At 71.2% G+C, this 23,585-nt stretch carries 19 protein-coding genes; 9 read left to right on the plus strand and 10 right to left on the minus strand.

Annotated elements, in window-relative coordinates:
* Positions 1 to 124 precede the first annotated feature (124 nt).
* Both ACFYNL_RS19330 and ACFYNL_RS19335 read left to right on the plus strand, forming a co-directional pair.
* A complete protein-coding gene (locus ACFYNL_RS19330) occupies positions 125 to 1,057 on the plus strand; it encodes a LysR family transcriptional regulator (RefSeq protein WP_388804683.1) in 933 nt (310 codons plus the stop codon).
* A gap of 659 nt (positions 1,058 to 1,716) precedes the next feature.
* Positions 1,717 to 3,024, plus strand: coding sequence for an APC family permease (locus tag ACFYNL_RS19335; protein ID WP_388806220.1), 1,308 nt, complete (start codon positions 1,717 to 1,719; stop codon positions 3,022 to 3,024).
* Between the two features lie 41 nt (positions 3,025 to 3,065).
* Here ACFYNL_RS19335 and sigJ read toward each other — a convergent pair whose 3' ends face one another.
* Positions 3,066 to 4,013: an RNA polymerase sigma factor SigJ gene (sigJ, locus tag ACFYNL_RS19340; protein WP_388804686.1), complete on the minus strand. Its 948-nt coding sequence runs from the start codon at positions 4,011 to 4,013 to the stop codon at positions 3,066 to 3,068.
* A gap of 172 nt (positions 4,014 to 4,185) precedes the next feature.
* Between sigJ and ACFYNL_RS19345 the strand changes: the two genes are divergently transcribed.
* Positions 4,186 to 4,725, plus strand: coding sequence for a YceI family protein (locus tag ACFYNL_RS19345; RefSeq protein WP_388804689.1), 540 nt, complete (start codon positions 4,186 to 4,188; stop codon positions 4,723 to 4,725).
* A gap of 90 nt (positions 4,726 to 4,815) precedes the next feature.
* Here the strand turns inward: ACFYNL_RS19345 and ACFYNL_RS19350 are convergent, their stop codons facing one another.
* Together ACFYNL_RS19350 and ACFYNL_RS19355 are read right to left on the minus strand one after the other, a co-directional pair.
* Positions 4,816 to 6,489 (minus strand): sigma-70 family RNA polymerase sigma factor, encoded by a 1,674-nt coding sequence (locus ACFYNL_RS19350; RefSeq protein ID WP_388804692.1) that lies wholly within the window; start codon positions 6,487 to 6,489, stop codon positions 4,816 to 4,818.
* A 278-nt stretch (positions 6,490 to 6,767) separates the two neighbouring features.
* Positions 6,768 to 7,511, minus strand: a complete 744-nt coding sequence (locus ACFYNL_RS19355; protein WP_388804695.1) for a class I SAM-dependent methyltransferase — start codon at positions 7,509 to 7,511, stop codon at positions 6,768 to 6,770.
* 405 nt (positions 7,512 to 7,916) lie between these two features.
* On the opposite strand from ACFYNL_RS19355, the gene metG reads away from it, so the two are divergent.
* Entirely contained in the window at positions 7,917 to 9,431 is a 1,515-nt protein-coding gene (metG, locus tag ACFYNL_RS19360) for a methionine--tRNA ligase (protein WP_388804698.1), read from the plus strand.
* A gap of 84 nt (positions 9,432 to 9,515) precedes the next feature.
* Here metG and ACFYNL_RS19365 read toward each other — a convergent pair whose 3' ends face one another.
* Entirely contained in the window at positions 9,516 to 9,974 is a 459-nt protein-coding gene (locus tag ACFYNL_RS19365; RefSeq protein WP_388804701.1) for a MarR family transcriptional regulator, read from the minus strand.
* A 202-nt stretch (positions 9,975 to 10,176) separates the two neighbouring features.
* On the opposite strand from ACFYNL_RS19365, the gene ACFYNL_RS19370 reads away from it, so the two are divergent.
* Complete coding sequence (locus tag ACFYNL_RS19370) at positions 10,177 to 11,139, plus strand: amidohydrolase family protein (protein ID WP_388804704.1); 963 nt, start codon at positions 10,177 to 10,179, stop codon at positions 11,137 to 11,139.
* A gap of 3 nt (positions 11,140 to 11,142) precedes the next feature.
* On the opposite strand, the gene ACFYNL_RS19375 is transcribed toward ACFYNL_RS19370, so the two are convergent.
* A complete protein-coding gene (locus ACFYNL_RS19375; RefSeq protein ID WP_388804707.1) occupies positions 11,143 to 12,447 on the minus strand; it encodes a DUF4241 domain-containing protein in 1,305 nt (434 codons plus the stop codon).
* 318 nt (positions 12,448 to 12,765) lie between these two features.
* Here ACFYNL_RS19375 and ACFYNL_RS19380 point away from each other — a divergent pair, with 318 nt between their 5' ends.
* Positions 12,766 to 15,714, plus strand: a complete 2,949-nt coding sequence (locus ACFYNL_RS19380) for a hypothetical protein (RefSeq protein ID WP_388804710.1) — start codon at positions 12,766 to 12,768, stop codon at positions 15,712 to 15,714.
* A gap of 70 nt (positions 15,715 to 15,784) precedes the next feature.
* On the opposite strand, the gene ACFYNL_RS19385 is transcribed toward ACFYNL_RS19380, so the two are convergent.
* The 5 genes from ACFYNL_RS19385 to ACFYNL_RS19405 are packed head-to-tail and all read right to left on the minus strand — an operon-like array spanning position 15,785 to position 20,643.
* A complete protein-coding gene (locus tag ACFYNL_RS19385; RefSeq protein WP_388804713.1) occupies positions 15,785 to 17,062 on the minus strand; it encodes an ABC transporter substrate-binding protein in 1,278 nt (425 codons plus the stop codon).
* 5 nt (positions 17,063 to 17,067) lie between these two features.
* Entirely contained in the window at positions 17,068 to 18,204 is a 1,137-nt protein-coding gene (locus tag ACFYNL_RS19390) for a branched-chain amino acid ABC transporter permease (RefSeq protein ID WP_388804716.1), read from the minus strand.
* Positions 18,201 to 19,082 carry a branched-chain amino acid ABC transporter permease gene (locus ACFYNL_RS19395; protein ID WP_388804719.1) on the minus strand — a complete coding sequence of 294 codons (882 nt, stop codon included), beginning with the start codon at positions 19,080 to 19,082 and terminating at the stop codon, positions 18,201 to 18,203. The genes ACFYNL_RS19390 and ACFYNL_RS19395 overlap by 4 nt, the downstream gene beginning before the upstream one ends.
* Positions 19,083 to 19,087: 5 nt before the next feature.
* Positions 19,088 to 19,888, minus strand: coding sequence for an ABC transporter ATP-binding protein (locus ACFYNL_RS19400; RefSeq protein ID WP_388804722.1), 801 nt, complete (start codon positions 19,886 to 19,888; stop codon positions 19,088 to 19,090).
* A complete protein-coding gene (locus ACFYNL_RS19405; RefSeq protein ID WP_388804725.1) occupies positions 19,885 to 20,643 on the minus strand; it encodes an ABC transporter ATP-binding protein in 759 nt (252 codons plus the stop codon). Before ACFYNL_RS19405 ends, ACFYNL_RS19400 begins: the two co-directional genes overlap by 4 nt.
* Before the next feature lie 189 nt (positions 20,644 to 20,832).
* Between ACFYNL_RS19405 and ACFYNL_RS19410 the strand changes: the two genes are divergently transcribed.
* The 3 genes from ACFYNL_RS19410 to ACFYNL_RS19420 all read left to right on the plus strand — a co-directional run bounded on the left by ACFYNL_RS19410 (position 20,833) and on the right by ACFYNL_RS19420 (position 23,507).
* Positions 20,833 to 22,128 carry a PucR family transcriptional regulator gene (locus ACFYNL_RS19410; protein WP_388804727.1) on the plus strand — a complete coding sequence of 432 codons (1,296 nt, stop codon included), beginning with the start codon at positions 20,833 to 20,835 and terminating at the stop codon, positions 22,126 to 22,128.
* The gene (locus tag ACFYNL_RS19415) at positions 22,125 to 22,778 is read left to right on the plus strand and encodes a TetR/AcrR family transcriptional regulator (protein WP_388804730.1); all 654 of its coding nucleotides are present in this window, start codon (positions 22,125 to 22,127) and stop codon (positions 22,776 to 22,778) included. The genes ACFYNL_RS19410 and ACFYNL_RS19415 overlap by 4 nt, the downstream gene beginning before the upstream one ends.
* A 222-nt stretch (positions 22,779 to 23,000) precedes the next feature.
* Complete coding sequence (locus ACFYNL_RS19420) at positions 23,001 to 23,507, plus strand: GNAT family N-acetyltransferase (RefSeq protein ID WP_388804733.1); 507 nt, start codon at positions 23,001 to 23,003, stop codon at positions 23,505 to 23,507.
* Positions 23,508 to 23,585: the final 78 nt, after the last annotated feature.

Consider the following 23,585-nt stretch of genomic DNA (forward strand, 5'->3'; position numbering starts at 1 on the left):
GCCGCCCCCTTGTGTTTACTTTGATCGCCGAGTGGTCGTCCGGCCTGCCCTTCAGCATTTCGCCTGGCTGGAGGGGGATCAACGGGAGATCACGAAAGGCCGGATAACCGGCCGCTTATGGATCGTGGTGCGTCGTCATGGCACCGAGGGGGACGGGACGGGACGGGTGGAGCTGAGGGACATCGAGATCTTCCTGACGCTTGCGGAAGAGCTTCATTTCGGCAGGGCGGCCCAACGGCTGCACGTGTCGCAAGCCCGGGTCAGCCAGGCCCTCAAGAAGCAGGAACGGGGCGTCGGGGCGCGGCTGTTCGAGCGCAACAGCCGAAACGTGCGGCTGACCCCGCTGGGCGAGCAACTGCGCGCGGACCTGCTGCCGGTCTACCGGGGGCTACAGGAGAGCGTGGAGCGGGCGAGGCTCGCCGCGCGGGGCACCACCGAGGTGGTACGCGTGGGCATGCTGCCCAGCAACGCCCACGATCTACGGCCCTACTGGGAGGCGTTCCGCGCCCGCCACCCGCAGTGGGCCCTGCGCATACGGCACAACCCGTTCGTCGACGCGTTCGGCCCGCTGCGGCGGGGAGAAATCGACGTCCTGGTCGCCTGGCTGCCCGTGGAGGAGCCCGACCTCACGGTGGGACCGGTCCTCTACACCGAGCACGCGGTGGCACTCGTCGCCCACGACCACGAACTGGCCGTGCGGCCGTCGGTCTCCCTGGAGGTCTTCGGCGATTTCGGCATTTGGCAGGGCCCGGACGGACCCGATTACTGGGCGGACGCCTTCACGCCCTTCCAAACCCCCAGCGGCCGCCCGATCGAACGCCACAGCCCGGTCATCAAGAGCCTGGACGACGTGTTCACCCAGGTCGGCGCCGGGGACGTCATCCACAGCCTGGGCGCCCACGTCACCCGGTACCACGCCCGCCCCGACATCGTCTATCTGCCCATTCACGACTGGCCAGGCCTGCGCTGGGGCCTGGTCTGGCGCAGCGACACCGAGTTCGCCCCCGTCCGGGCGCTTGCCCAGGTCGTGAGGGACTTGGGTACGGCGAGGCACTGAGAGCTCCCGCAGCGCGCGCCGGGCGGTGGAGCGTCGTGCCCGGGTGCCGGAGGGGCCGGCCGCGGGGGTCTCGGGAACGGAAGAGCCGCCTGCCGCCGGCGACACGTCCGCCGGCGCACCGGTCACCGTTCGGTCGTACTGGCGGGCACTGCCGTCCGGTGGGCTTGTCGTGGGCTGCATGAGGATCCTCGGAACGATCGGGGGTTGCCGGCCGCGGTCCAGTCGCCGCGCAACCGCTCCTGTCGGTCTACGGGCACGCGCCCGCCTCCGCGTCGGGGCCGCACCCCAAGGTTTCCGGCGCAGGTCTGATCGTCGCGGGCCCCTCGACGGGCCGACGAAGGCGAGCGGTCACGGGCGGCCTGTCTCCTGGCGGCGTTCAAAACGCCCTGCACTCGTGGCCCTTGGGTCCTGGCCGTCCGGCGGGAGCGGCGATGCGGCGTCGGCGAACCGCCAGGGCCTCACCGGCACGGGCCGCGCTGACGGGCAGCGGTCCGTCGGCCGGCGCCGCACCGGTTTCAGCTCACCGTCCCGGTGGGCATGCGAGACGTGTTCTGTTCCGTGGTCGACGCTCAGGGGGAGCCTTCGTGTCCGCAACCGGAAGTGATGCCACCGGAAGTGATGCCGCCGCCACCGCGGAGGGACGGGACGACGACACCCCGCTGCGGCGGGCCATCGGTCCCAAGCTGCTGATCCTGTTCGTGATCGGGGACATCCTCGGCACCGGCATCTACGCCACCACCGGCAAGGTCGCCGGCAAGGTCGGCGGGGCGCTGTGGCTGCCGTTCGCCATCGGCTTCGTCGTGGCCGTCCTGACAGCGGCCTCGTACGTCGAACTCGTCGGCAAGTACCCGAAGGCGGCCGGCGCGGCGCTCTACACCCAGAAGGCGTTCCGGGTCCCGTTCCTCACCTTCATCGTCGCCTTCATGGTCATGTGCTCCGGGCTGTCCTCGGCGAGCGCGGCGGCCCGCGCGTTCAGCGGCGACTACCTCGCGGAGTTCACCGGCTTCTTCCCGCCCACCCTCGTCGCCATCCTGTTCATCCTCGCCCTGGCAGCCCTGAACCTACGGGGTGTGTCGGAGTCGGTGAAGACCAACGTGGTCCTCACGGTGGTCGAGTTGACGGGTCTGCTCATCATCCTCACGATCGGCGCCTGGGCCGTCCTGTCCGGTGACGGTGAGCCCTCGCGGCTCGGCGACTTCCAGGCGGAGGGCACCGGCTTCGCGCTGATGACCAGTGTGCTGGGGGCGACGGCCCTCGGCTTCTTCGCCTTCGTGGGCTTCGAGGACTCCGTCAACATGGCCGAGGAGACCAAGGATCCGGTACGGACGTTCCCGCGGGCCATCTTCATCGGCGTCGCCGTCACCGGCACCCTCTACGTCCTGGTCGCCCTCGTCTCCTCGCTGCTCGTCGACCACCGCGTACTGGAAGGCTCCAGTGGCCCGCTGCTGGAGGTCGTCAAGGCCGGCGGACTCGACTTCCCGCCCAAGTTGTTCGCGTTGATCGCCCTGTTCGCGGTCACCAACTCCGCCCTGATCAACATCATGATGGCGTCGCGTCTGTGCTACGGCATGGCCAACGAAAGGATTCTGCCGCGGGCCATGGGCCGGGTGCTCCCCCGGCGCCGCACGCCCGTCGTCGGCATCGTCTTCGTCTCGCTGCTCGCCATCGGGCTGGTGTCCACCGGGGAGATCGAGGGCCTCGGTGACACCACGGCCTTCCTGCTCCTGTGCGTCTTCGCGGTGGTCAACATCGCCGTCCTGGTGCTGCGCCGTGACCGCGTCGAGCACCGGCACTTCCGTACGCCGACCGTACTGCCGGTGCTCGGTGCCCTCACCTCCCTGATCCTGGCCAGCCCGCTGTCCGACCGGCCCGCCGAGGTCTACATCCGGGCCGGTGTGCTGCTGGCGATCGGAATCGCCCTGTGGGGGCTGAACAAGGTGGTGCTGCGGGTGCGCGACGAGGCGTGACCGCGACCCGCTTCGCCGGACGCCCCGGTGGGGACGGCGGGTCAGGCCGCCGTCCATGGGCGCAGCTTCTCCGGGTTGAGCACCGCCCAGATCCGCTGGATCCGGTCGTCCGCGATGTCGAACGCCAGCACGGACACGGCGACGCCGTCCAACTGGGCCACCAGGCCGGGCTGACCGTTGACCGTGCACTCGACGACCACCACGTCGGGCACCGCCTTCGCCCGGTCCGCGAAGAACCGCGCGACCTGCTCGGCTCCCGCGACGGGGTGCAGGGCAGCGGGGACGATGCCACCGCCGTCACCGGTGGCCGTGGCGTCGGGGGCCAGCAGGCCGATGAGCGCGTCGATGTCCTTGGCTTCCCAAGCCTGCTTGAACGCCTTGACGATGCCGGCGCGCCGGGGCGCCGAGACCGCGGACGGCTGGGCCGCGCGGATCCGCCGGCGGGCCGATGAGGCCAGCTGGCGGCAGGCCGCCGGCGTACGGCCGACGATCTCGGCCACCTCGGCGAAGGAGTAGCGGAAGACGTCGTGCAGGACGAACGCCACGCGCTCGGCCGGCGTCATCGATTCGAGCACGACGAGGAAGGCCATGTTGACCGACTCGTCGAGGGTGATGCGGTCGGCCGGGTCGACGGTGGCGCCGGAGGACCTCCCGTTCATCCACTGGGTGCCGTCGGGCAGTGGTTCCGGGATCCATTCGCCCACGTAGTGCTCGCGCCTGGCCCGTGCCGAGCCGAGCAGGTCGAGACAGATGCGGCTGGTGACGGTCGTGAGCCAGGCACCGGGAGAGTCGATGCCTTCCCGTTGCTGCTGGGACATGCCGTACCAGCGGGTGTAGGCCTCCTGTACGACATCCTCGGCTTCGGCCAGGGAGCCCAGGAGCCGGTAGGCGACATTGATCAGCTGCCGCCGCTCCCGCATGATCACGCTCAGGTCGGGATCGTGTGTGCCGTCTCCCGGCCGGGACGGGGAAGGGGATGGGGTGGTCATGGTGGCGTGGGCTCCCTGGTTCGCGTCCGCTCTCCCCGGTTCGACGAGGCAGCCGCGCGGAAAGTGAGGTCGCGGCTTCACCTCACGTTCTGCGGCGCTGCGTCGTCGTACCGCCGAGACCGACACCATCCCGCAGGCGGCTTCCGCCCGCACCTTCCTGGAGCGATCAAGCATGACGACGACCACCCAGCTCAGCGCACTGACCGGCGACTACGTCCTCGACACCACCCGCACCCGCATCGGCTTCACCGCCCGGGCGATGATGATCAGCAAGGTGCGCGGGCAGTTCGACGTGTTCGAAGGGCGCGCGCACCTGGACGGCGCCACCCCCTCGAAGTGCACCGTGCAGCTCACGATCCGGGCCGCAAGCGTCCAGACCCGCAACGCCAAGCGCGACGACCATCTGCGCGGCACCGACTTCCTGGACGCCGTCGGCCACCCCACGATCACCTTCGTCTCGACGCGGGTGGAGCAGGTCGACGAGACCGGTTTCAAGGTCACCGGGGACCTGACCGTGCGGGGCATCACCAAGCCGGTCACCGTGGACTTCCGGCTGACCGACACCGCGAGCGGTGCCGCGAGCACCGGTCGCGTCCGTCTCACGGGCACCGCGACCGTCAACCGCAAGGAGTGGGGTGTCGACGGGGGCACGGGAATGGTCGGCGAGAAGGTGGCGCTGTCGTTCGACGTCACCGCCATCCGGCAGTCGTGACGGACGGGCGGTGAGGGCGCGGCTCCTCGCCCCTGAGCACGCTCGGCCGAGCGGCTCATGCTCCGACGGGCGCGGCCCCTCGTACACCGCTCACTGCTTGGCGCCGAACTTCTGCGTCCACCACGGCCCACCGGGACCGCTGTGGATGCCGATGCCGATGTCCTTGAACGAGCAGTTGAGGATGTTGGCCCGGTGACCGGGGCTGTTCATCCAGGAGTCCATCACCGCCTCCGGCGTCTGCTGCCCCTGGGCGATGTTCTCCCCGTATGTGGACCAGCGGTAGCCGGCCGCGGTGATGCGCTGCCCGGGGTCGGCGCCGTCCGGGTTGGTGTGGTCGAAGAAGTCGCGGGCGTCCATGTCCGCGGAGTGGCCCTGCGCTGCCTTGTTGAGCAGCGCGTCCTGCGCGAGCGGTCCGCACCCGGCGTCCGCCCGTTCCTCGTTCACCAGCGCGACCACCTGCCCGACGGTGTCCGTCGGGGCCGACTGCACCGGGGGCGCGCTGGGTGCGCTCCGGTTCGGACGGGTCGACGGGCGGGAGGTGGGCGTGGACTTCTTGGACGGCCGGGGCGTCTTGGAAGGGGTCGCCTTCTTCGACGGGGAGGCGGACGGAGAGGGCGACTTCGACGCCGACGGGGAGGTCTCGACGGCGCTGGATTCCGAGCTGTCCGCTACAGGGGCGCCCGCCGTCCGCGCGGTGGCGGGCTCCACGGTTCCGGTGCCGGGGTCGGGGTCGGTGTCGAGATACCAGAGTCCGCCGCCCGCCACACAGAGCGCCACCACGGCACCTCCGACGGCCCGGCGCCGGACACGCCGTTGCCGACGGGCCTCTCCACGGGAGACCGGACGACCGTGCGCGGACCCCCGCCCCGCACCCGCACCCGCGCCGGCATCGGCACCCGCACCCGTCCCCGCACCTGAATGACTCACGGACTCGGTCAGCGGGGAGGCCGAGCCGACCGGGGCCATCGGATCGGCGGCACCCAGCACTCCCTCCAGGAGGCCGGGCGTCGCCGCGACCAGCGCGAGACCGGCCAGGAGCCCTTCAGCCGGCATCAGTCCGCTCCACAAACCGGAACAACGGACACAGTCGCGGGCATGCCGGGCTATTCGCTTGCGCCACAGGGCCGACGGCCGGCCGTCCCAGGCCGCCAGCACGCCCCGCAGTTCCTCGCACGGCGGCTGTGCGTCGAGCGCCCGTACCACCACCCGGGCCGCCTCCAGCTGCGCCTTCATCCGCTGCACCCGGACCGCCGTGTGCTGCGGCGACAGCTCCAGAGCGGCCGCGACCTCGGCGCGGGTCAGCTCACCGGCGCACTCCAGCCACCACAGCGACAACAGCCCCCGGTCGTCCGGCTCCAGCCAGCGGGTGGCGCGTGCGGTCTCCTGCCGCTGGCCGGACAGCTGGAGCTGCACCATGGTCAGGTCCACGAAGTCGGCACCCGGATCCGCGAGCTCCGCCGCCTCCTCGACGGCCCCCGGAGCCGACTGGCGGTCCTGCCAGTGCGCCCGGACCTGGTTCATCGCGATCGCCACGAGCCAAGAGCGGAAGCTCTCGGGGGCACGGAGCGAGCCGAGCGCGTCGAGGGCCCGCAGCATGGTCTCCTGCACCACGTCGTCGACGTCGACGGAACCGTTCAGAGCCCTGCCCACGACGTTGTAGACCAACGGGAGGTACGCACCGACCAGGGCGTCCTGAGCCCCCGGCTCGCCGCTGCGGGCAGCGATCACCAGTGCTGTCAGTTCCCTCGTGCGCTCTGCACTCATCAAAAACTTCCCTGTCCTCGACGCCGAACGATGCTGTCCGATACCTGGGAGATCGATCAGGAAGCCGCAGATAACAGTTCTTCGGACGCTTGTTCCACGCGAGACTCACGGGATGAACGGGACGGCGCAATGGAGAACGTCACACCGAAGGGCCCTGGGCACCGGATCGTTGACATATGGGCTGCATGTCCTGATCGACCCACTTACCCCGAAGTGCAATGCCCAGCCCGGCCGGGTCCTTCGACGGCACCGCCCCGTCCACGCGGACCGCTCGCCGTTCAGGCGCGGCAGCGCAGCATCTCCAGCGGTGGGCGGGTGAGGAGGTCCGCCCAGAAGTCCTCACCGAAGTCGCGGACCCCGGCGTCGGACACCCGCAGCGGGACCCACTCCACCTCCCTGAAACCGGCCGCCCGCAAGCTCTCCTCGTACACCTCGCGGCGCGGCACCGTGGAGACGATGGTGATCGGCTCCGGGTCGAGCAGTGCGGTGACCCGCACCCGCGGCCCCGTCCCGCTCTCCTCGCCGGTCGGCTCGCAGCGGAAGCCGTACCGCTCCAGGGAGGGACAGTCGAACCCGTAGTCGGGCTTCTGGCCGAGCACGAAGAACTCCCCGCCGGGCACCAGGCTCCGGTGGATGTTGCGGCACATCCTCTCCATCGCGGCCCGGTCCTCGGCGTAGTTGAGGCACTGCACCCCCACCGCGATGTCGAAGGGCCGCTCCACAGGCCGCAGTTCGGCCACGTCACCGACCTCGTAGCGCACCCCCAGCGGGGCACGCTGCTCGATCCCCCGAGCGGCCGCGATCATCTCCGCGGAGATGTCGACACCGAAGACGTCCCCGGCGCCGCGCCGCTTGAACTCCCGGCTGTAGAAGCCGGTGCCGCAGGCCGCGTCGAGAACCGACTTGCCCCGCACGTCCCCGACCATGCCCAGGAAGCTCGGGACCTCCCCGTAACGTATCAACGGCAGGGACTTGAACCCCTCGAAGGCCTCGCCGATCTCGTCGTACTGCTGCACGCTCATGCTGTTGCCCCTCGTGTGCCTCGTCCGGTACGTGACCACACCGGCCCGGCGAGGGGACGGCTCGTCGGGCCGTGGTCGTGGCAGCGAGTCTGCTCCGCCCCCGACCGGCAGCCGTACTGGCCGATGACACAGAGAAGTCGGCCGGACGACCACCGATCACCCAAGGCCATCGCGCAGCGGTCCCCGGGGCCGGGCACGTTCGAGGCTTGCCGTGACCGCCGGAATAACAGGCTGCCGCGACGCCGTCCCGTGGCTACCATCGAGCGCATGATCACGCCTTCGCCCCAGCAGCCGATGATGCCCCGCCGACGGGGCTGCTGAGCACGGACGCGTACCGAATCCGAGGCCCCGGGACGAGGCTTCGGATCGTGTGCGATCAGGCCTCGCCACCCGGCAGGAGGACCGATGACCGCACGACGCCACTACATCACCACCACCATTCCGTACGTCAACGCCCGTCCCCACCTGGGCTTCGCCCTGGAACTCGTCCAGGCGGACACGTTGGCCCGTCACCACCGTCTGCGAGGCGGGCAGGTCCGGTTGCTCACCGGAACCGACGACAACTCCCTGAAGAACGTCCTCGCCGCCGAAGCGGCCGGCGTCGACGTGCAGTCGTTCGTCGACCGGAACGCCGATGCCTTCGCCGCCCTGCACGGCCCTTTGTCGCTCTCGTTCGACGACTTCATCCGCACCAGCAGCGACCCGCGCCACCGGGTCGGGGTGGAACGGCTGTGGCGCAGGTGCGCCGAGGCGGGCGACCTGTACCGCAAGGAGTACGAAGGTCTGTACTGCGTCGGCTGCGAGCAGTTCTACACGCCCGGTGAACTGGTCGACGGCAGATGCGTCGAGCACGGCACCGAACCCCGACTCGTCGCCGAGGAGAACTGGTTCTTCCGGCTGTCCCGCTACGCCGACCGGCTCCATGAGCTGATCTCCAGCGGCGAACTGCGCATCGAACCCGCCGCCCGCCGCAACGAGGTCCTCGCCCTCATCGAGGGCGGTCTGCACGACTTCTCCGTCTCCCGCTCCCACCGTCGCGCCCGCGGCTGGGGCATCCCCGTGCCCGATGACAGCGGCCAGGTCGTCTACGTGTGGTGGGACGCCCTCGGCAACTACGTCACCAGCCTGGGATACGGCACCGGTGACAGCGCCTACGACCAGTGGTGGGGAGCCGGTGAACGCCGCGTCCATCTGGTCGGCAAGGGAGTGGTGCGCTTCCACGCCGTGTACTGGCCGGCCATGCTGCTGTCGGCCGGACTTCCGCTGCCCACCGACATCCTGGTCCACGACTACCTCACGATCGACGGCCGCAAGATCAGCAAGTCCGCCGGGACCACCGTCGACCCGGCTGCGCTGGCCGCGGCCCACGGCACCGACGCGGTGCGCTGGTGGCTCCTGCGCGAGGTACCCCGGGTCGGCGACGCGGACTTCACCCCCGATCGCCTGATCGACCGTGCGGACGCGGACTTCGCCGGCGGGCTGGGCAACCTCGTCCACCGCGTCGTGACCATGGTGCACCGCTTCCGGGACGGAACAGTCCCCGCCCCTGTCCCGGTGCCGTTCGGCGAACGGGAACTGGTGGACGTCTACGAGAAGGTGCCCGGCCTGGTCGATGCCGCCCTGGCCGACTTCGACTTCCGGCGTGCCACCGGAGCCGTCTGGAGCATCGTGGAGGAAGCGAACCGATGCGTCGACGCCACCCGGCCCTGGGAACTGGCCCGAAAGGCGCGGGAGGGCAGCGGCGAGGCAGCGCGTCGGCTCGACGCCGTCCTCCTCGACCTGATCACCGCGTGCCGTGTGCTGGCCGACGAACTGCGCCCCTTCCTCCCCGATGCAGCCGGGCGGATCGCCGAGCGGCTGACCCCGGTCGGGGGACGTCTGCCCGCGCCCCAGCCGCTCTTCACTCGCCTTCGGCCCTGACCGTCGCGCAGCGGGCGAGCGGAAACCACCTGCGCCGACATCCGACAACGAGGTGTCGGCGCAGGTGGGCACCGGGTTCGCCCCTCAGCCGGGCAGGTCCGAGTCGCCGCCGAGGTTGGCGACCATGCGGCGCAGGACGTTGATCGTGGTCACGAAGTCGGCCGTGTCGATGCCTTCGTGTATCCGCCGGTGCACCCGCGCGTTCCGTTCCCTGGCTCGTACCCGACCGGCCTCACCGGCCTCGGTCAACGTCATGCCCTCGGCGTCCTCCACCAGCCAGCCACGGGCGACGAGGTCGTCGAACACGCCGTTGAAGTCGATCCCGAGGTCCTCCCACCGCGTCAGCCGCTCGATCAGCGTCGCACGCGTCCATCTGCCCGGATCCCCCGCTACATGGTTGAGCGTCCACCAGTGCGGCTGGGTGAGCCCCTCCACCGCCAACTGCTCGCGCAGCGCTCCGACCACGAGCCGGTAGGCCTCACCGCTCCATGCGCCGATGGGCTGCGCGGCCAGTTCCTCCTGCGTGTACTCCTTGACCGACATGTTCGGTACCCCTTTCCGGTCCGATCACCAGGACACGGCCAACCTAGAACCTCAAGTCCACTTGAGATCAAGGGAGTTGAGATGCTCAGCTCACGGCCCCGGCGGAACGAGCCGGCACGCGCGAACCGGCCGGGAGTGATCCCTCACGCATCTGTGTGCCGACCATGGACCGACCGCCTCGCCAGGGGTGAGGGTGAGCGGCATGAACGATCACCGCATGGCGGACCACGACCCCGGCGGTTGCGCCGACGCCGCTCCCGGCCACCCCGCGCACCCGGGCGCGCCACCGGGCGAGGAGGCCGGTGAGGTCCGCCGGTTCTGGGAGCGGCTGGGCCTTCCCGGGCTGGTCGACGTGCACACGCACTTCATGCCCGAACGCGTCCTGCGCAAGGTCTGGGGCTACTTCGATGCACTCGGACCTTTGACCGGTGGCGTTGAGTGGCCGATCACCTACCGCAGGGAGGAGGCGGAACGGACCGCCCTGCTCAGGGAGTTCGGCGTTCGGGCCTTCACCTCGATGCTCTATCCGCACAAGCCCGGCATGGCCCGATGGCTGAACGGCTGGGCGGCCGACTTCGCCCGCCGCACCCCCGACTGCCTCCACACCGCCACCCTCTTTCCCGAGCCCGGCGTCGACGCTTACGTCCGGGAGGCCGTCGAGGCGGGCGCGCGCGTCTTCAAGGCGCATGTGCAGGTGGGGGCCTACGACCCGGCCGACGAGCTGCTCGCGCCGGCCTGGGGACTGCTGGCCGAGGCAGGGATCCCGGTCGTGATCCACTGCGGCTCGGGACCCGCCCCCGGCAAGCACACCGGCCCCGAGCCGATCACCCGGGTGCTGGCCCGCAATCCCCGGCTGCGCCTGGTCGTCGCCCATCTGGGGATGCCCGAGTACGAGGATTTCCTCGGCCTCGCCGAGCGGTACGAGGAGGTGCGGCTGGACACGACGATGGCCTTCACCGACTTCACCGAGGGGCTCATGCCGTTCCCCCGCCGGGCCCTGCCCCGGCTGGCCGGACTGCGCGAACGCGTCCTGCTCGGCTCCGACTTCCCCAACATCCCCTACCCGTATCTGCAGCAGCTGCAGGCCCTGGAACGGCTGGAGCTCGGAGAGGCGTGGCTGCGGGCGGTGTGCCACGACAACGCGGCGAAGCTGTTCGGCCTGTGACGGTCACCCCGCGGCCGTCCACGCCGGCCGCTGCGGCTCGGCCGGGTCCACCAGCAGCTCCTGACCGCGCAGGATCAGCATGTCGGCGAGGAGGCATGTGACCTCGCCGTCGGCGTCCCGGCCGATCCACACCGGGTAGGAGCCGTCTCCCATCCCGCTCGGGTAGACGATGAGGTTGGCTCCGGATTCCGGGTCGTCGAGGACGACGATGCCGTCGGTGTCGTCCTCGTCCGGGAGGGTGTTCTCGCCGCCGGTGAGCGTGTCGGCCGCCACCGCGTCGACGAAGCAGCCGGTGCCTGTGTCCACGCCGAAGCCGTAGAACTCGCCGTCCCTCAGGGTCCGCGGGTCCTCGCCGGGGCGCAGGGCCATCTCCCAGGTGACCGTCGGCTCGCCGGAGACGAGGAGGCGCGCGCCCGTGAAGTCCTCCATGTGCAGCGACTTGCCCCAGTGCTCGGTCGGGTAGGACGCGGTCGCGATCTGCACGGGGTGGGCGCCGGGCGGGACGGTGACGGTGAACGGAACGCCGGGGTCGATCCAGCCCGGGTCGCAGGCCACGACCCGTCCGGTGGGCAGCCGGAGCGTTCCGGCGTCGATGACGCGCTCGACGACGTACGGGCCGGTCGCCTGGGAATCCGGCGGGGTGAACCGGGTGCCGGGCGTGAACATCTCGGCGAGGTGGCGAGGGCGCAGGGGGCCGGGCGGGCACCACGCGGGGGCGGCCGCAGGAGTGTTCTCCCGGTTCTCCGCCGGGCCGTCCTGGTCGGGCGTCTCCACCGGGGCTTCTGCCAGGGTGAGTTCGGGCAGCGGCCCACCGGCGGCAAGGGCGACCGCCCATCCCCAGTCGCCGAATGCGGGGGCCGGCATCCAGCGCTGCTCGTCCGGCACACGGGCGAGGGTGTGCAGGGAAGGGCCCCTGACGCCCTGGGGTTCGGAGATCTTCCCACCCGTGCCGTCCGGGTAGAGGTCGATGAGAACGCGGCCCGCCTCGTCGGCGAACTCCTCCATGTCGGCGGAGTCGTATCGCCATTCGGCGATGTGGCGGCAGAAGAGCCGGTCGGGTTCCAGGCGGCGCAGGTCGAACTCGCGGGTGCGGCGGCCCTGCTCGTCGTACGCCCAGACCCCCAGGTAGTCGTGCGCCCAGGCGATGTTCAGCACGGCGATCGGCTGAGGACGCTCCCGGTCGCGCAGCACCACGGCGTACTGCTCGCCCGCGGCGTCCCGGCTCGCGGCGCGTTCCCGGCTGAGGGGTCCGAGGACCGTACGGGAGGCGGCGTCCCAGTCCTGCCCGTACGTCACGTCAATGATCACGTTGATCTCAGCGCCGACAGGACCGGACCTGTCACAGGGGGCTCCTGTCCCCCTGTTCCCTGTCCCCCTGTTCCCTGCCCCCCCTGTCCCCTGCCCTCCAGTCCCACTCCCCTCCTGTGCTTCCGCCCTTCGGACCGTCCCGTGCCATGGGCCGGTGCGTGTGCCGGACGGTCGGTCGCCGCGGCGGTCCGCTGCTCGTCGACGCTCCGGCAAGTCGTGAGAATCGCAACGTCCGTGCGGTGCAGGGGGGTTTCGGGGTGGGTATCAGCATCGGATCCGGGGGTGCCGGGTAGGGCGGATGCGACGGGGGCGGTACGAGTGGCAAGAGAGGTATGGAGCGGCAGCGCCGGGATAGGGGCGGCTGACGCGGTGTTCGAGTTGACGAGACGTCTCATCGACAACTTCCGGGACAACCCGCCGATGACACCGCTGGTGGTGCTGCAGGCCGCCGAGGAGGACGGCACCGGCACTCTGGACCGGCGGGTCGCGCAGATCGTGGAGTTCGTCCGGCAGGGCCATCAGCCGCGGGGGCTGATCGCCAAACGGCTGGACGGCGCGGGTGGCGCGGACGCGTACTCCTCGGCGATCGACATGGTCCGCCAGTTGTGCGAGCACCCGTGGGACAACCAGAACCAGTCGCAGTACAAGCCGTTCGGCTTTCCGCGCTCACGGCTGCTGCGCGCCATCGAGCAGGCCGCGCCGGAGGTCGGCGGGGACGTGAGCACGGTGTGGTCGGCCGCTCAGCGCCGCGAACGGCTGATGCGGCGGCTGGCCGAGCTGCGCTGGCGGCCGGGGCGTGACGCGGACGGCGCGGACGGGGAGAGCCGTGTGTCGGCGCTGACCGACACCGTCGGCGCGGTGGTGAACCCGTCCGGCTTCGTGGGGGCGATGTTCATCGCCTGCCTGAGTGTGCTGCTCGGTGAGGGCGGCTGGCAGACGGCGGCGTGGGGTGGCGGCCTGGCGCTGGCGGCGTTCGGTGTGGCGCACCTGCTGGCGCGCAGCGCGCCGCCGTTGCTGTGGCTGCGCAGGGCCAGCCGGTGGTTCGCGACGACCACGTTCCTGGCGCCTTCCAGCGACCGGCCGGAGGCCGCCGAGTGGTCCCGGTGGCGGCCGACGAAGTCCTGGGAGACGATCCGCGGCCGGGCCTTCGCCGTGGCGCAGCAGGTCGTCGCCGCGGAGGCGGGCGATGCGATGGCCCGTCAGTTCCACTTGGAGCTGCGGGTGCTGGCGCTGCTGGAGGATCTACGGGAGAACTTCCGGCCGCGGACGCTGGATCTGCGCCGCCGCAAGCGCACGGTCCCGCCCGTGGTGTATCTGCCGTGCGCCACCGAGGACGACGGCGGCCTGCTGTTGCTGCGGGCAGTCAGCAATGTGCGCAGCCGCCGCAGCGAGATGGACCCCTTGCTGGTTTTGGCCGCGATCCCGGCGGCCGAGCGGTTGCGGCCGCCGGGTTCCGAGGGGCCGGGGCGGCTCGCCGCGGCCCGGCCCGGCGGGCCCGAGGGAGACGATCCGGAGCGGGCCTTCGGCGCGGACGCCAGGTACCAGGAGTGGGTGAACCACCTCAACGTCGGCCAGTCCCCCGGGCGGTCGGCCGCGTTGCCGTGGATCCTGTGGATACCGCTGTCCGCCGAGGAGTTGCGCCGTCGGCACTCCGCACAGCACTCCACCGCGCGCATCCGCCGTACGGCCGTCTGGCTGCTGTGGTCCAGGCCCTGTCTTGCGGTGGTCCTCGCCATCGGCCTCGTCCTCGGTTTCCTGGGCAACCGGTGGATGGCCCAGCGCTACTGCGAGGGCCGGCTGGTCGGCTCCAACACGGACTCGGTGCTGGTGGGCGGCGAGTGTGTGGGGGTCGCGACCGGGAACGTACGGCTGGCGGCGGGCAACGGCCTGGAACTCTACGGCGCCGGCAAGGGCATCACCTTCGACGCCGTCGAGCAGGCGATCAGGGCCGAGAACGCGAGGATCGGCCCCCAGGACAAGTACGTGACGATCGTCTACGCCGGCCCGGTCACCGCGGCGGAGGAGTCCGGCACCCGCAAGGGCCTGGAGGAGATCACGGGTGTGTACCTCTACCAGCACTACGCCAACGTCAGCACCCACCAGCCGACCAAGATAAGAGTCCTGCTCGCCAACGCCGGCGAGAACATGCTCCAGGTGCTGCCCATGGCCCGGCACATAGCGGAACTGGCCCGGCGTGACCGGTCGGTCGTCGGGGTCGTCGGACTCGGGCGCGACACCACGGAGAGCGATGACGCCGCGGAGATCCTCAAGGGCGCCGGCCTGCCCGTGGTGAGCACCACCAACTCCGGCAGCCATCTGGCGCGGAAGCTGTCGAACTGGTTCGGTCTGGCCGCCACCGACGAGGAGGAGGCGAACGCACTGCTCGTCGTCGCCCGGCAGCTCGCCCGGCGCGAGGACGGTTCCCGGGCGGTGGTGCTGGCGCGCAAGGTCGGCAGCGAGAAGGACTTCTACACGACCGAACAGGCCAGGGTGGGCAAGCAGATGCTGAACCGGGCCGGGTTCGTCCCGCTGCCCTCCCGCTCGTACCGGCTGAGCCCCAACGGCGAACCGGAACTCACCGAGCCCGTCGAGGACATCTGCGCCGGCGACCCGGTGCCCAGGGCCCTGTACTTCGCGGGCAGAGTGGAGGACGTCCCCAACCTGATGTCCCAACTGGGCTCCACCCCGGGTTGCTCCGGCCGGGACATCACCGTGTTCACCGGCGACGACCTGGCCAAGAGCAACTACGACGAGGGGGAGAGCCTGCGCATTCCGTCCGAGGTCACCCTCTACCACTTCGCGCTGGCCCCGATGGACCTCGTCGGCGCGACCGGCTTCTACCAGGACGCCCACCGCGTGCTCGGCGACCTGCTCCCCTCGGGCGCGGCGGCCCCGCTCGCCGACCCGGCCCGGCCCTGGAACGACGCCCTCTTCTCCAGCGGCCAGACGGTGCTGTCCTACAGCGCGACCGCGGTGCTGTACCGGGCCTCGAAGAACGGCGACGCGCCGCAGACCGCCCCGGAGACCTGGGCCGATCTGCGCTGGCGTCCGAACCCGAACCTGCCGGTCGGCACGGTCAGTTTCGCCGGCAGCCAGCCTTACGCCGACCAGCGGGGGCACGGATACAAGATCGTGCGGGTCACCTACCGCGGCCACAAGGTGCGTTCGGTGACCGTGTGCGGCCGGCCGGCCGGCAGTGAGCAGCCGCTGTCCCCGCCTCCGGGCCGTGCCGGCGCCGACCCGGACACGGTGTGCCGCGAGGAGTGATCCGGCTGTCCGTGGGGGCGGTCCCTGAGTATCGGTGCGTCCGACCCGGGGACCGCCCCGCCCCACCGGTTCAGTGCCCCGGTGAACCGAACTCCTTGCGGGTGTCCACCGGGTCGCCGAACAGCTGCCACCGCTCGCCCTTGAAACGCATCAGCTGCATCGTCTCGATCGGGAAGGCGTCACCGGCACCGGTGGCGAGCGTGACACCGGGCAGCAGCATGCCGACCTCGACGTCCTTCAGGTCGCGCACCGCGTCCCGCAGCCCTTCCCTGGTCGGGCACTTCATGGCGTCCAGCGCTTTGTGGAGGCTGGAGGCCGCGGCCCAGCCGTAGGCGTGGAACTGGTTGGTCGGGTCGGCGTCCGGCGCATACGTGCGCAGCGCTTCCTTGTACGCCTTCATCTCCGCGTCGTCGGCCCACTGCGGGTCGGCGGGATCCTTGAAGTACGTCGCCGAGACCACGCCCTGCACGTTCTTGAAACCGACGGGCTTGAGCACGGCGGCGGACGAGGACACGTTGTTGACGATGTGCAGCGGGTTCCACTCGGTGTTCTTGGCGTCGGCGGCGAGGGCCTGACTGCCGAACTTGGGGGTGGTGACGTCGAGCAGGACGTCCGCCCCTGAGCGGGCGAGGCTCGTCATCTGTGCCGACACGGACGGGTCGGTGACCTCGTAACTCTCCTCGGCGACCACCTTGATGCCGCTGCCCGCGACGGCCTCCTTGAACCCGCCGAGCAGGTCCTTGCCGAAGTCGTCGTTCTGGAAGAGGACCGCGACCTCGGCCTTGGGCTTCTCGTCCTTGAGGTACTTGGCGTACACCCGGGCCTCGGACACGTAGTCGGGCTGCCAGCCGATGGTCCAGGGGTGCTTGTCGTCCGTGCCCCAGACCGAGGCGCCCGTGGCCACGAAGGGCTGCGGCACCTTCTGCTTGTTCAGGTAGTCCCACACGGCCGCGGTGGACGGGGTGCCCAGACTCTGGAACACGGCGAACACCTTCTCCCGCTCGACGAGTCTGCGGGCCTCCTCGACCGCCTTGGGCGGCTGGTAGCCGTCGTCGCGGACGACGAACTCCACCTTGCGGCCGTCTATGCCGCCCTTGGCGTTGACGTGCTTGAAGTAGGTGTCCACGCCCGTGCTGATGGTGCCGTACGCGGAGGCCGGCCCCGACAGCGGGTAGATGCCGCCCAGTTTGACGGTCTTGTCGGTGATGCCGGTGGTCTGCTGCCCCTTGCACGCGCCGTCGGCGGCGGTGCCGTTGTCGTCGTTCCCGCGTCGGCCGCTGCAGGCGGTGGCGAGGAGCAGGGCGGCGGACACGGCCGCGGCCGCCCGCAGGGCTGTCGTCTTGTGCATGTGGCTCATTCCTTTTCCGTGCGGGGCGGGGTGCCCACGGGTTCGGCATCGGCAGGTGCGGGATCCGCGGGAGAGGGAGGCGCGGAGGACTCGGGCGGAGGCTTGACGTCGGCTGCGGGCTCGGGCCCGGCGTTACGGTCGGAGCCGGTCGCGGTGCGTGTCAGCCGGCCGGCCGCGGTGCTGCGGACGCGGCCCGCCAGACCGGCCAGTCCGGTCGGGGCCACGAACATCGCCACGATGATCAGCAGGCCGAACACCACTCCGGGCGCCGCGTCACTGATGTCCTGGGCCACGCTCGGCACGTACATCACGAACGCCGCCCCGAGCAGCGGCCCGTACAGCGAGGCGAGCCCGCCGACCACCAGGCCGGCCAGCAGTGTGATGGACAGGACGAAGCTGAAGGAGTCGGGTGAGACGTAGCCGATGACCCACGTGTACACACAGCCGGAGACCCCGGCGAACAGGGCGCTCCATGCGAAGGCGAGCGTCTTGTGCAGGGACAGCCGTACGCCCATGACCTCCGCCGCGCTCTCGTTGTCGCGTACGGCGAGCAGGGCCCGGCCGACGCGGGAGCGCAGCAGGTTGCGGGCGAGCAGCAGGGCCACCGCGGCGACGGCGAGGGCGACGAAGTACATCCACTGGTCCTCGGCGAGGCCGCTCCACGCGGGCGGCTGGACCTTGTCCACGGTCAGGCCCATGGAGCCCCCCGTCACCACCTCCAGCCGTTTGAGCAGGGGTGGCAGGAAGACGGCGAACGACAGGGTGACCAGGGCCAGGTACAGCCCGCGCAGTCGCAGCGCGGGGATGCCGAATCCGAGGCCCAGCAGGAAGCACCCGGCGGCGGCGACCGGCAGAGTGACCAGGTGGCCGGTGTCGTACCGGTCGAGCATGACCGCCGCGGTGTAGGCCCCGGCCGCGAAGAACGCGCCGTGGCCGAGGGAGATCTGCCCGCCGAAGCCCACCAGCAGGTTCAGTCCGGCCAGGGCCACGGCGTACACCAGCACCATGGTCAGCTGGAAGACCTGGAACGGGGCGAAGTAGAACGGGGCGCCGACGGCGGCCCCCGCCGCGAGCAGGGCGGTGAGCGCGAGGCGCAGGTGCCGGGCGCGGCCGGTTGCGCGGGTGGCGGTGATCGTGCTCATGCGCGTTCCACCGCCGCCCGCCCGAACAGGCCCTGGGGCCGCACCAGCAGCACCGCCAGGATGATCACCAGGGGTACGCCCACCTTCAGGTCGGCGCCGATGACGTCGACGTACGCCCCGGCCAGCGTTTCGGCGACGCCCACGAGCAGGCCGCCGACGACCGCGCCGACCGGGCTGTCGAAGCCTCCGAGGGTGGCCGCGGCGAACGCGTAGATCAGTACGCCGCCCATCATGTTGGGCTCCAGGAACAGCAGCGGGGCGACGAGCACCCCCGACACCGCGCCGACCGTCGCGGCCAGCCCCCAGCCGAGCATCAGGACCCGGCCGACGCGGATGCCCGACAGCCGGGCGGAGACCGGGTTGCACGCGACGGCTCGCATCACCAGGCCGACGGAGGTGTGCTGGAACAGCAGGTACAGCAGGCCCATCACGCCGGCCACGACCGCGATGATCCCGAGCGTCGACCAGTCCATGCGTACTCCGGCCAGCTCGGTCCCTCCGTCGGGGAAGGGCTGCGGGAAGTCCTTCACGGTGAACGACCAGATGAGGCCGGCCATGGCGTTGACGAAGATGAACAGGCCGACCGTGACGATGACGACGGTCAGTTCGGGCGCGCCCTGCACGGGACGGATGACGATCCGTTCGATCAGCATGCCGCCGGCGAAGGACACCGCCAGGGTGAGCGGCAGCGCCAGCCAGAACGGCGTCCCCGAGGCGACGAGTTGCCAGGCGACGTAGGCGGAGATCATGGCGAGCTCGCCCTGCGCGAAGTTGACGATCCCGGTGAACCGGTGGATCAGTACCAGGGCCAGCGCCAGTGAGGCGTACACCGCGCCGGAGCCGACCCCTTCCACCACTTGCTGGAGCACTTCGGTCACGGTGCTCACCCGCCCGTTCCGGTACGGACGGAGACACCGAGGTACACCTCGGCGACCTGCCCGTCCTCGCGGATCCGGTCGGCCGGCCCGGACAGCACCAGACGGCCGGCCTCCAGTACATGGGCCCGGTGCGCGATGTCCAGCGCGAGCTGAGCGTTCTGCTCGACGACGACCACGGTGGTGCGTTCCTCCTCGTTGACGGCACGGACGATCTCGAACAGCTCGCGGGTGACCAGCGGCGCGAGGCCCAGCGACGGCTCGTCCAGGAGCAGCAGCGAGGGCCGCAGCATCAGTGCGCGGCCGATCGCGAGCATCTGCTGCTCGCCGCCGCTGAGGCTGCCCGCGGCCTGCCCGGACCGCTCGCGCAGCTTGGGGAAGTAGCCGTAGATCCGTTCCAGGTCGGCTGCCACGGCGGCGCGCTCGGCACGGCCGCGCCCGACGTGACGGGTGCGCGGATGGGCGCCGACCCTCAGGTTCTCCTCGACGGTCAGCTCGTTGAAGGTGCCCCGGCCCTCGGGCACGTGGGCCACACCGAGGCGGGCGGCCTGCTCCGGCGAGCGCCCCAGCAACTGCGTGCCGGACAGGGTCACCGAGCCACGGCCGCGGAGCATCCCGCACAGGGCCCGAAGCGTCGTCGTCTTGCCCGCTCCGTTGGGTCCGAGGATCGCGCACACCTCGCCGCGTGCGACGCGGAAGTCGAGACCCTGGAGCACCCGGGCCTGGCCGTATCCGGCGTGCAGACCGCTCACGTCCAGGAAGTCCGGCTCCTCGCTCTCGGTGCCGGGCACGGTGGTGGACTCGCTCACGCGGGCACCCCCAGGTAGGCCTCGATGACGGCCGGGTGGCGCTGGATCTCCTCCGGCGGGCCCTCGGCGATCTTGCGGCCGAAGTCGAGGCACACCACCTTGTCGCACAGGCCCATCACGAACCCCATGTGGTGTTCGACCACCACCAGCGTCAGATCGTGGTCCTGGCACACCGCCCGGACCAGATCCGCGAATTGACCGACCTCGCCGTGGCTGAGGCCGTTGACGGGTTCGTCGAGCAGCAGCAGCCTCGGCCGTACCGCGAGCGCACGGGCGAGCTCGACCCGTTTGAGGGTTCCGAACGGCAGCCCGGACGCCGGATGGTCGGCGACCTCCGACAGGTCGAGCCGCCGCAGCAGGTCGTCGGCATGGTCACGCAGTTCCGCCTCCTCCCGCCGGACGCGGGGCAGCCGGAGCGCCGCGGCGACGTGTCCGGACCGCCCCCGGCTGTGGGCGCCGACCATGACGTTGTCCCGGACCGTCAGCCGGGGGAACAGCCCCAGGTTCTGGAAGGTGCGGGCGATGCCGCGACCGGCGACGGCGTGCGGCGGCAGGGCGAGCAGATCCTCACCCTCGAACCGCACCGATCCCGCATCCGGGGTGCAGCGCCTGGTCAGGCAGTTGAACAAGGTGGTCTTGCCGGCTCCGTTCGGCCCGATGAGCCCCACGGCGGTGCCCGGCTCGACGGTGAAAGCGACACCGTCCAGCGCCGTGATCCCGCCGAAGCGCACGGTGATACCGTCGACCGCGAGCATGAGTGACGCCCTTTCCGAGGTCCTGGGGGGGGTGGGCGAGCGTCACAGTAGGTGGGGGCGTTCACCCCACACATTGGGTGCGAGCACCCAACTTCGCCGGCCCCGGCTTGTGCGCCGCGCCCAAAGCCCCGGGAACACCCCGCGCCGAGCCTGTTGACGGGACACGACGGGACGGCGACGATCTGCGACATGCCACGCGGCCCCGCCTTGGGCGCTCCCGCACTGTCCGCACCGCTCCACCGGGAGCGCAGGCGGATCCTGCGCGCTGTCCACGACCGGATCGAGGACGTCGCCGAGACCGCGGTGGCGGTGATGCGCACGGAGATCCCGTCGTACGCGCTGCAGGACGAGCAGTTCTTCGACGACGTACGGGACCAGGTGCTCACCCACTATCGGATGCAGCTGGCCGCGCTGGCCGGCGACCGGGACTTCGCCCCCGAGGACCTGGTCTTCAGCCGCGCGGCGGCCATGCGCAGGGCACGCGCGGGCTTCGCACTGGAGGACTGGATCAGCGCCTTCCGGGTGGGCCGGCAGGTGCTGTGGGACGCGCTGCTGAACTGCGCGGGGACGTCCGCCGAGGCACAGCAGGCCGCCCTGTCCCTCGTCACACCGCTGATGCGGTACGTCGACTACGCCAGCACGCACGCGGCGCAGGCCTATGTCGAGTACCAGCAGCACGTCGTGGCGGACGCGGACCGGGAGCGCCGGGACCTCCTCGACCAGCTGCTCGCCGGTGCGGCTCCGGCACGCGGTCCGCTGCTCGCCGCGGCACAGGCGTACGGCATCGGTCCGCACTCGGCGATGATGGCGGTCGTGGCGGTGTGCGTCGGCGACACCCGCACCGGGGACCTGACCCTGGCCGAGCACGGGTATGCCGCGAGCGCGTCCATCAGTGTCGCCGGGCCCTGGGCCGGCCGCACGCTGGTGGTGGTCCGCCACGGCGAGGTGGTGGCCGTGCCGGTGGTCCGTGTCGGCATGGAGGCGGAGGACATCTGCGCCCACTTCGAGGCCGTGCAGAAACGGCTCGCACGGGAAGGGACCATTCTCTCCATGGGCATCAGCACCGTCGCCCGGGGTGCCGGCGAACTGCCCCGCGCGTACCAGGAGGCGCGGGCCGCTCTGGACCTGGTGCCGCACGGGGGCGGTGTCGCGGCACTGCCTCGGCTGTCCCCGTTCGACTACCTGGCGCTGCGCGCCGACGACCTCGCCCGCCAGTTGGTCGATCCCCGGGTGCGTGCGCTGCTGGAGGAGGACCGCGGGCGCGGCGACACCTGGGTCGCCACCATCCGGGCCTTCGCGGAGGCGGACCTCAACCTGCGGCTGGCCGCCGACCGGTTGCGGATACACCACAACACGGCGCAGTACCGCCTGCGCCGGATCGAGGAACGCACCGGACTCAATCCGCGCCGGATCGCCGACCTGGTGGAACTACTGGTCGCCCTCGCCATCCGTGACGGCGCCGCAGGAAGTGGGGAGCGCCCGTGAGCGCCAGCATCGAGCCCACCGGAACCGGGACGGCGTCACGGCCACCGCAGGACCAGGCGGGGCCGCACGGCTCGGTCCGCCACACCCTGCTGGAGACCGCGCTGGAGGTGTTCACGGAGCGGGGCTACGCCGAGGCCGTGCTCACCGAGATCGTGGTGCGCTCCGGCCTCCCGATGGGCAGCCTCTTCCAGCACTACGGCGGGAAGCAGGGGCTGTACCTCGCCCTGTGGGAGGAGTTCCGCGAGGAGCAGGAGCGTCGGACCGCGGCCACCCTGGCAGCCGCCCGCGAGTGTGGCGTGGACGACCCGGTCGCCCTCTTCGTGGCGGGCGCGAGGGCGTACCTGGAGGGGGCCTGGGCGAACCGGCGGCTCGCCGGGCTCTTCGCCGAAGACGACGGTCCGGCGGGCTTCGACGTCCTGCGCCGCCAGTGGGACCGGGCGTGGGTACGGCGCAACGCCCGGCTCCTCGAAGTCGACGAGGAGCGCCGCGCCGGCCGGGTCCGGGTGCGGGTGCTGACCACCGTCATCGGCGGGGCGGCACGTGAACTGGGCGACTGCGCGGACGAGGGAGAGGCCCGGGAGATCGTGGACGAGGTGTGCGGCATCCTCACCCACCTGTCGACCGCGTCCGGCGGCGGCTCGGCGGGATAACGCGGTGTTCTCGCTGTGTATGCTCGTCGCTGTTCGTGTCGACGGAATCGAGAAGAACCGGGAGGTGGGGTCGATGACCGCGCTCGAGGCCACCGTGCGCAGTGCCCGGGTCTCCCTCACGTCCCGGGCCGTGGCCTGACCACGTCCCGTCCGCTCCGGCTGAGAGCGTGAGCTCGCCGGGCGACCACACGAACACCTCTGCAGAACGGATCTTCATCCATCATGCGCAATTGGATCACGCGCGCTGAGACCAGCGCCGACATCCCCGCCGTCCGTGACATCCTCCTGGCCGCGTTCGAGACACCTGCGGAGGCCGACCTAGTCGACGCGCTGCGCGCCGACTCCTCGTGGATCGAGGGCCTGTCCGTGCTGGCCACGGACGACACCGGCCACCCCGTCGGTCACGCGCTGCTGACCCGCTGCCACATCGGCGACACCCCGGCCCTGTGCCTCGCCCCGTGCGCCGTCCGGCCCGAGCTGCAGAACAGCGGCGCGGGCTCGGCTGCCGTCCGCGCCGCCCTCGCCGCGGCCAGGGCCATGGGCGAGCACCACGTCGTCGTCCTGGGGCACCCGGCGTACTACCCCCGGTTCGGCTTCACCCGCGCCTCCGCCCACGGCATCGGCGTGACCATCGACGTACCCGATGAGGCCCTGATGGCCCTCAGCCTGGACGCCGATCACCCGCTGCCCGCCGGAACCGTCCGGTACGCCGCCCCGTTCGGCATCTGACCCACCGCGGTGCGGGGCGCGGCACAGCGCCCCGCACCGCCACCCGCGTACCGCTGCCCCGGCCGGGCCTGGCCGGTC

The organism is Streptomyces sp. NPDC007808, from assembly GCF_042868655.1.
Taxonomy (GTDB): Bacteria; Actinomycetota; Actinomycetes; order Streptomycetales; family Streptomycetaceae; genus Streptomyces.

What these genes read in the sequence shown, in the direction of transcription:
- sigJ (WP_388804686.1), bottom strand. Translation starts at nt 4,013, where the DNA reads ATGACCACCCCATCCCCTTCCCCGTCCCGGCCGGGAGACGGCACACAC.
- ACFYNL_RS19345 (WP_388804689.1), top strand. Translation starts at nt 4,186, where the DNA reads ATGACGACGACCACCCAGCTCAGCGCACTGACCGGCGACTACGTCCTC.
- ACFYNL_RS19350 (WP_388804692.1), bottom strand. Translation starts at nt 6,489, where the DNA reads ATGAGTGCAGAGCGCACGAGGGAACTGACAGCACTGGTGATCGCTGCC.
- ACFYNL_RS19355 (WP_388804695.1), bottom strand. Translation starts at nt 7,511, where the DNA reads ATGAGCGTGCAGCAGTACGACGAGATCGGCGAGGCCTTCGAGGGGTTC.
- metG (WP_388804698.1), top strand. Translation starts at nt 7,917, where the DNA reads ATGACCGCACGACGCCACTACATCACCACCACCATTCCGTACGTCAAC.
- ACFYNL_RS19365 (WP_388804701.1), bottom strand. Translation starts at nt 9,974, where the DNA reads ATGTCGGTCAAGGAGTACACGCAGGAGGAACTGGCCGCGCAGCCCATC.
- ACFYNL_RS19370 (WP_388804704.1), top strand. Translation starts at nt 10,177, where the DNA reads ATGAACGATCACCGCATGGCGGACCACGACCCCGGCGGTTGCGCCGAC.
- ACFYNL_RS19385 (WP_388804713.1), bottom strand. Translation starts at nt 17,062, where the DNA reads ATGCACAAGACGACAGCCCTGCGGGCGGCCGCGGCCGTGTCCGCCGCC.
- ACFYNL_RS19390 (WP_388804716.1), bottom strand. Translation starts at nt 18,204, where the DNA reads ATGAGCACGATCACCGCCACCCGCGCAACCGGCCGCGCCCGGCACCTG.
- ACFYNL_RS19405 (WP_388804725.1), bottom strand. Translation starts at nt 20,643, where the DNA reads ATGCTCGCGGTCGACGGTATCACCGTGCGCTTCGGCGGGATCACGGCG.
- ACFYNL_RS19410 (WP_388804727.1), top strand. Translation starts at nt 20,833, where the DNA reads ATGCCACGCGGCCCCGCCTTGGGCGCTCCCGCACTGTCCGCACCGCTC.
- ACFYNL_RS19420 (WP_388804733.1), top strand. Translation starts at nt 23,001, where the DNA reads ATGCGCAATTGGATCACGCGCGCTGAGACCAGCGCCGACATCCCCGCC.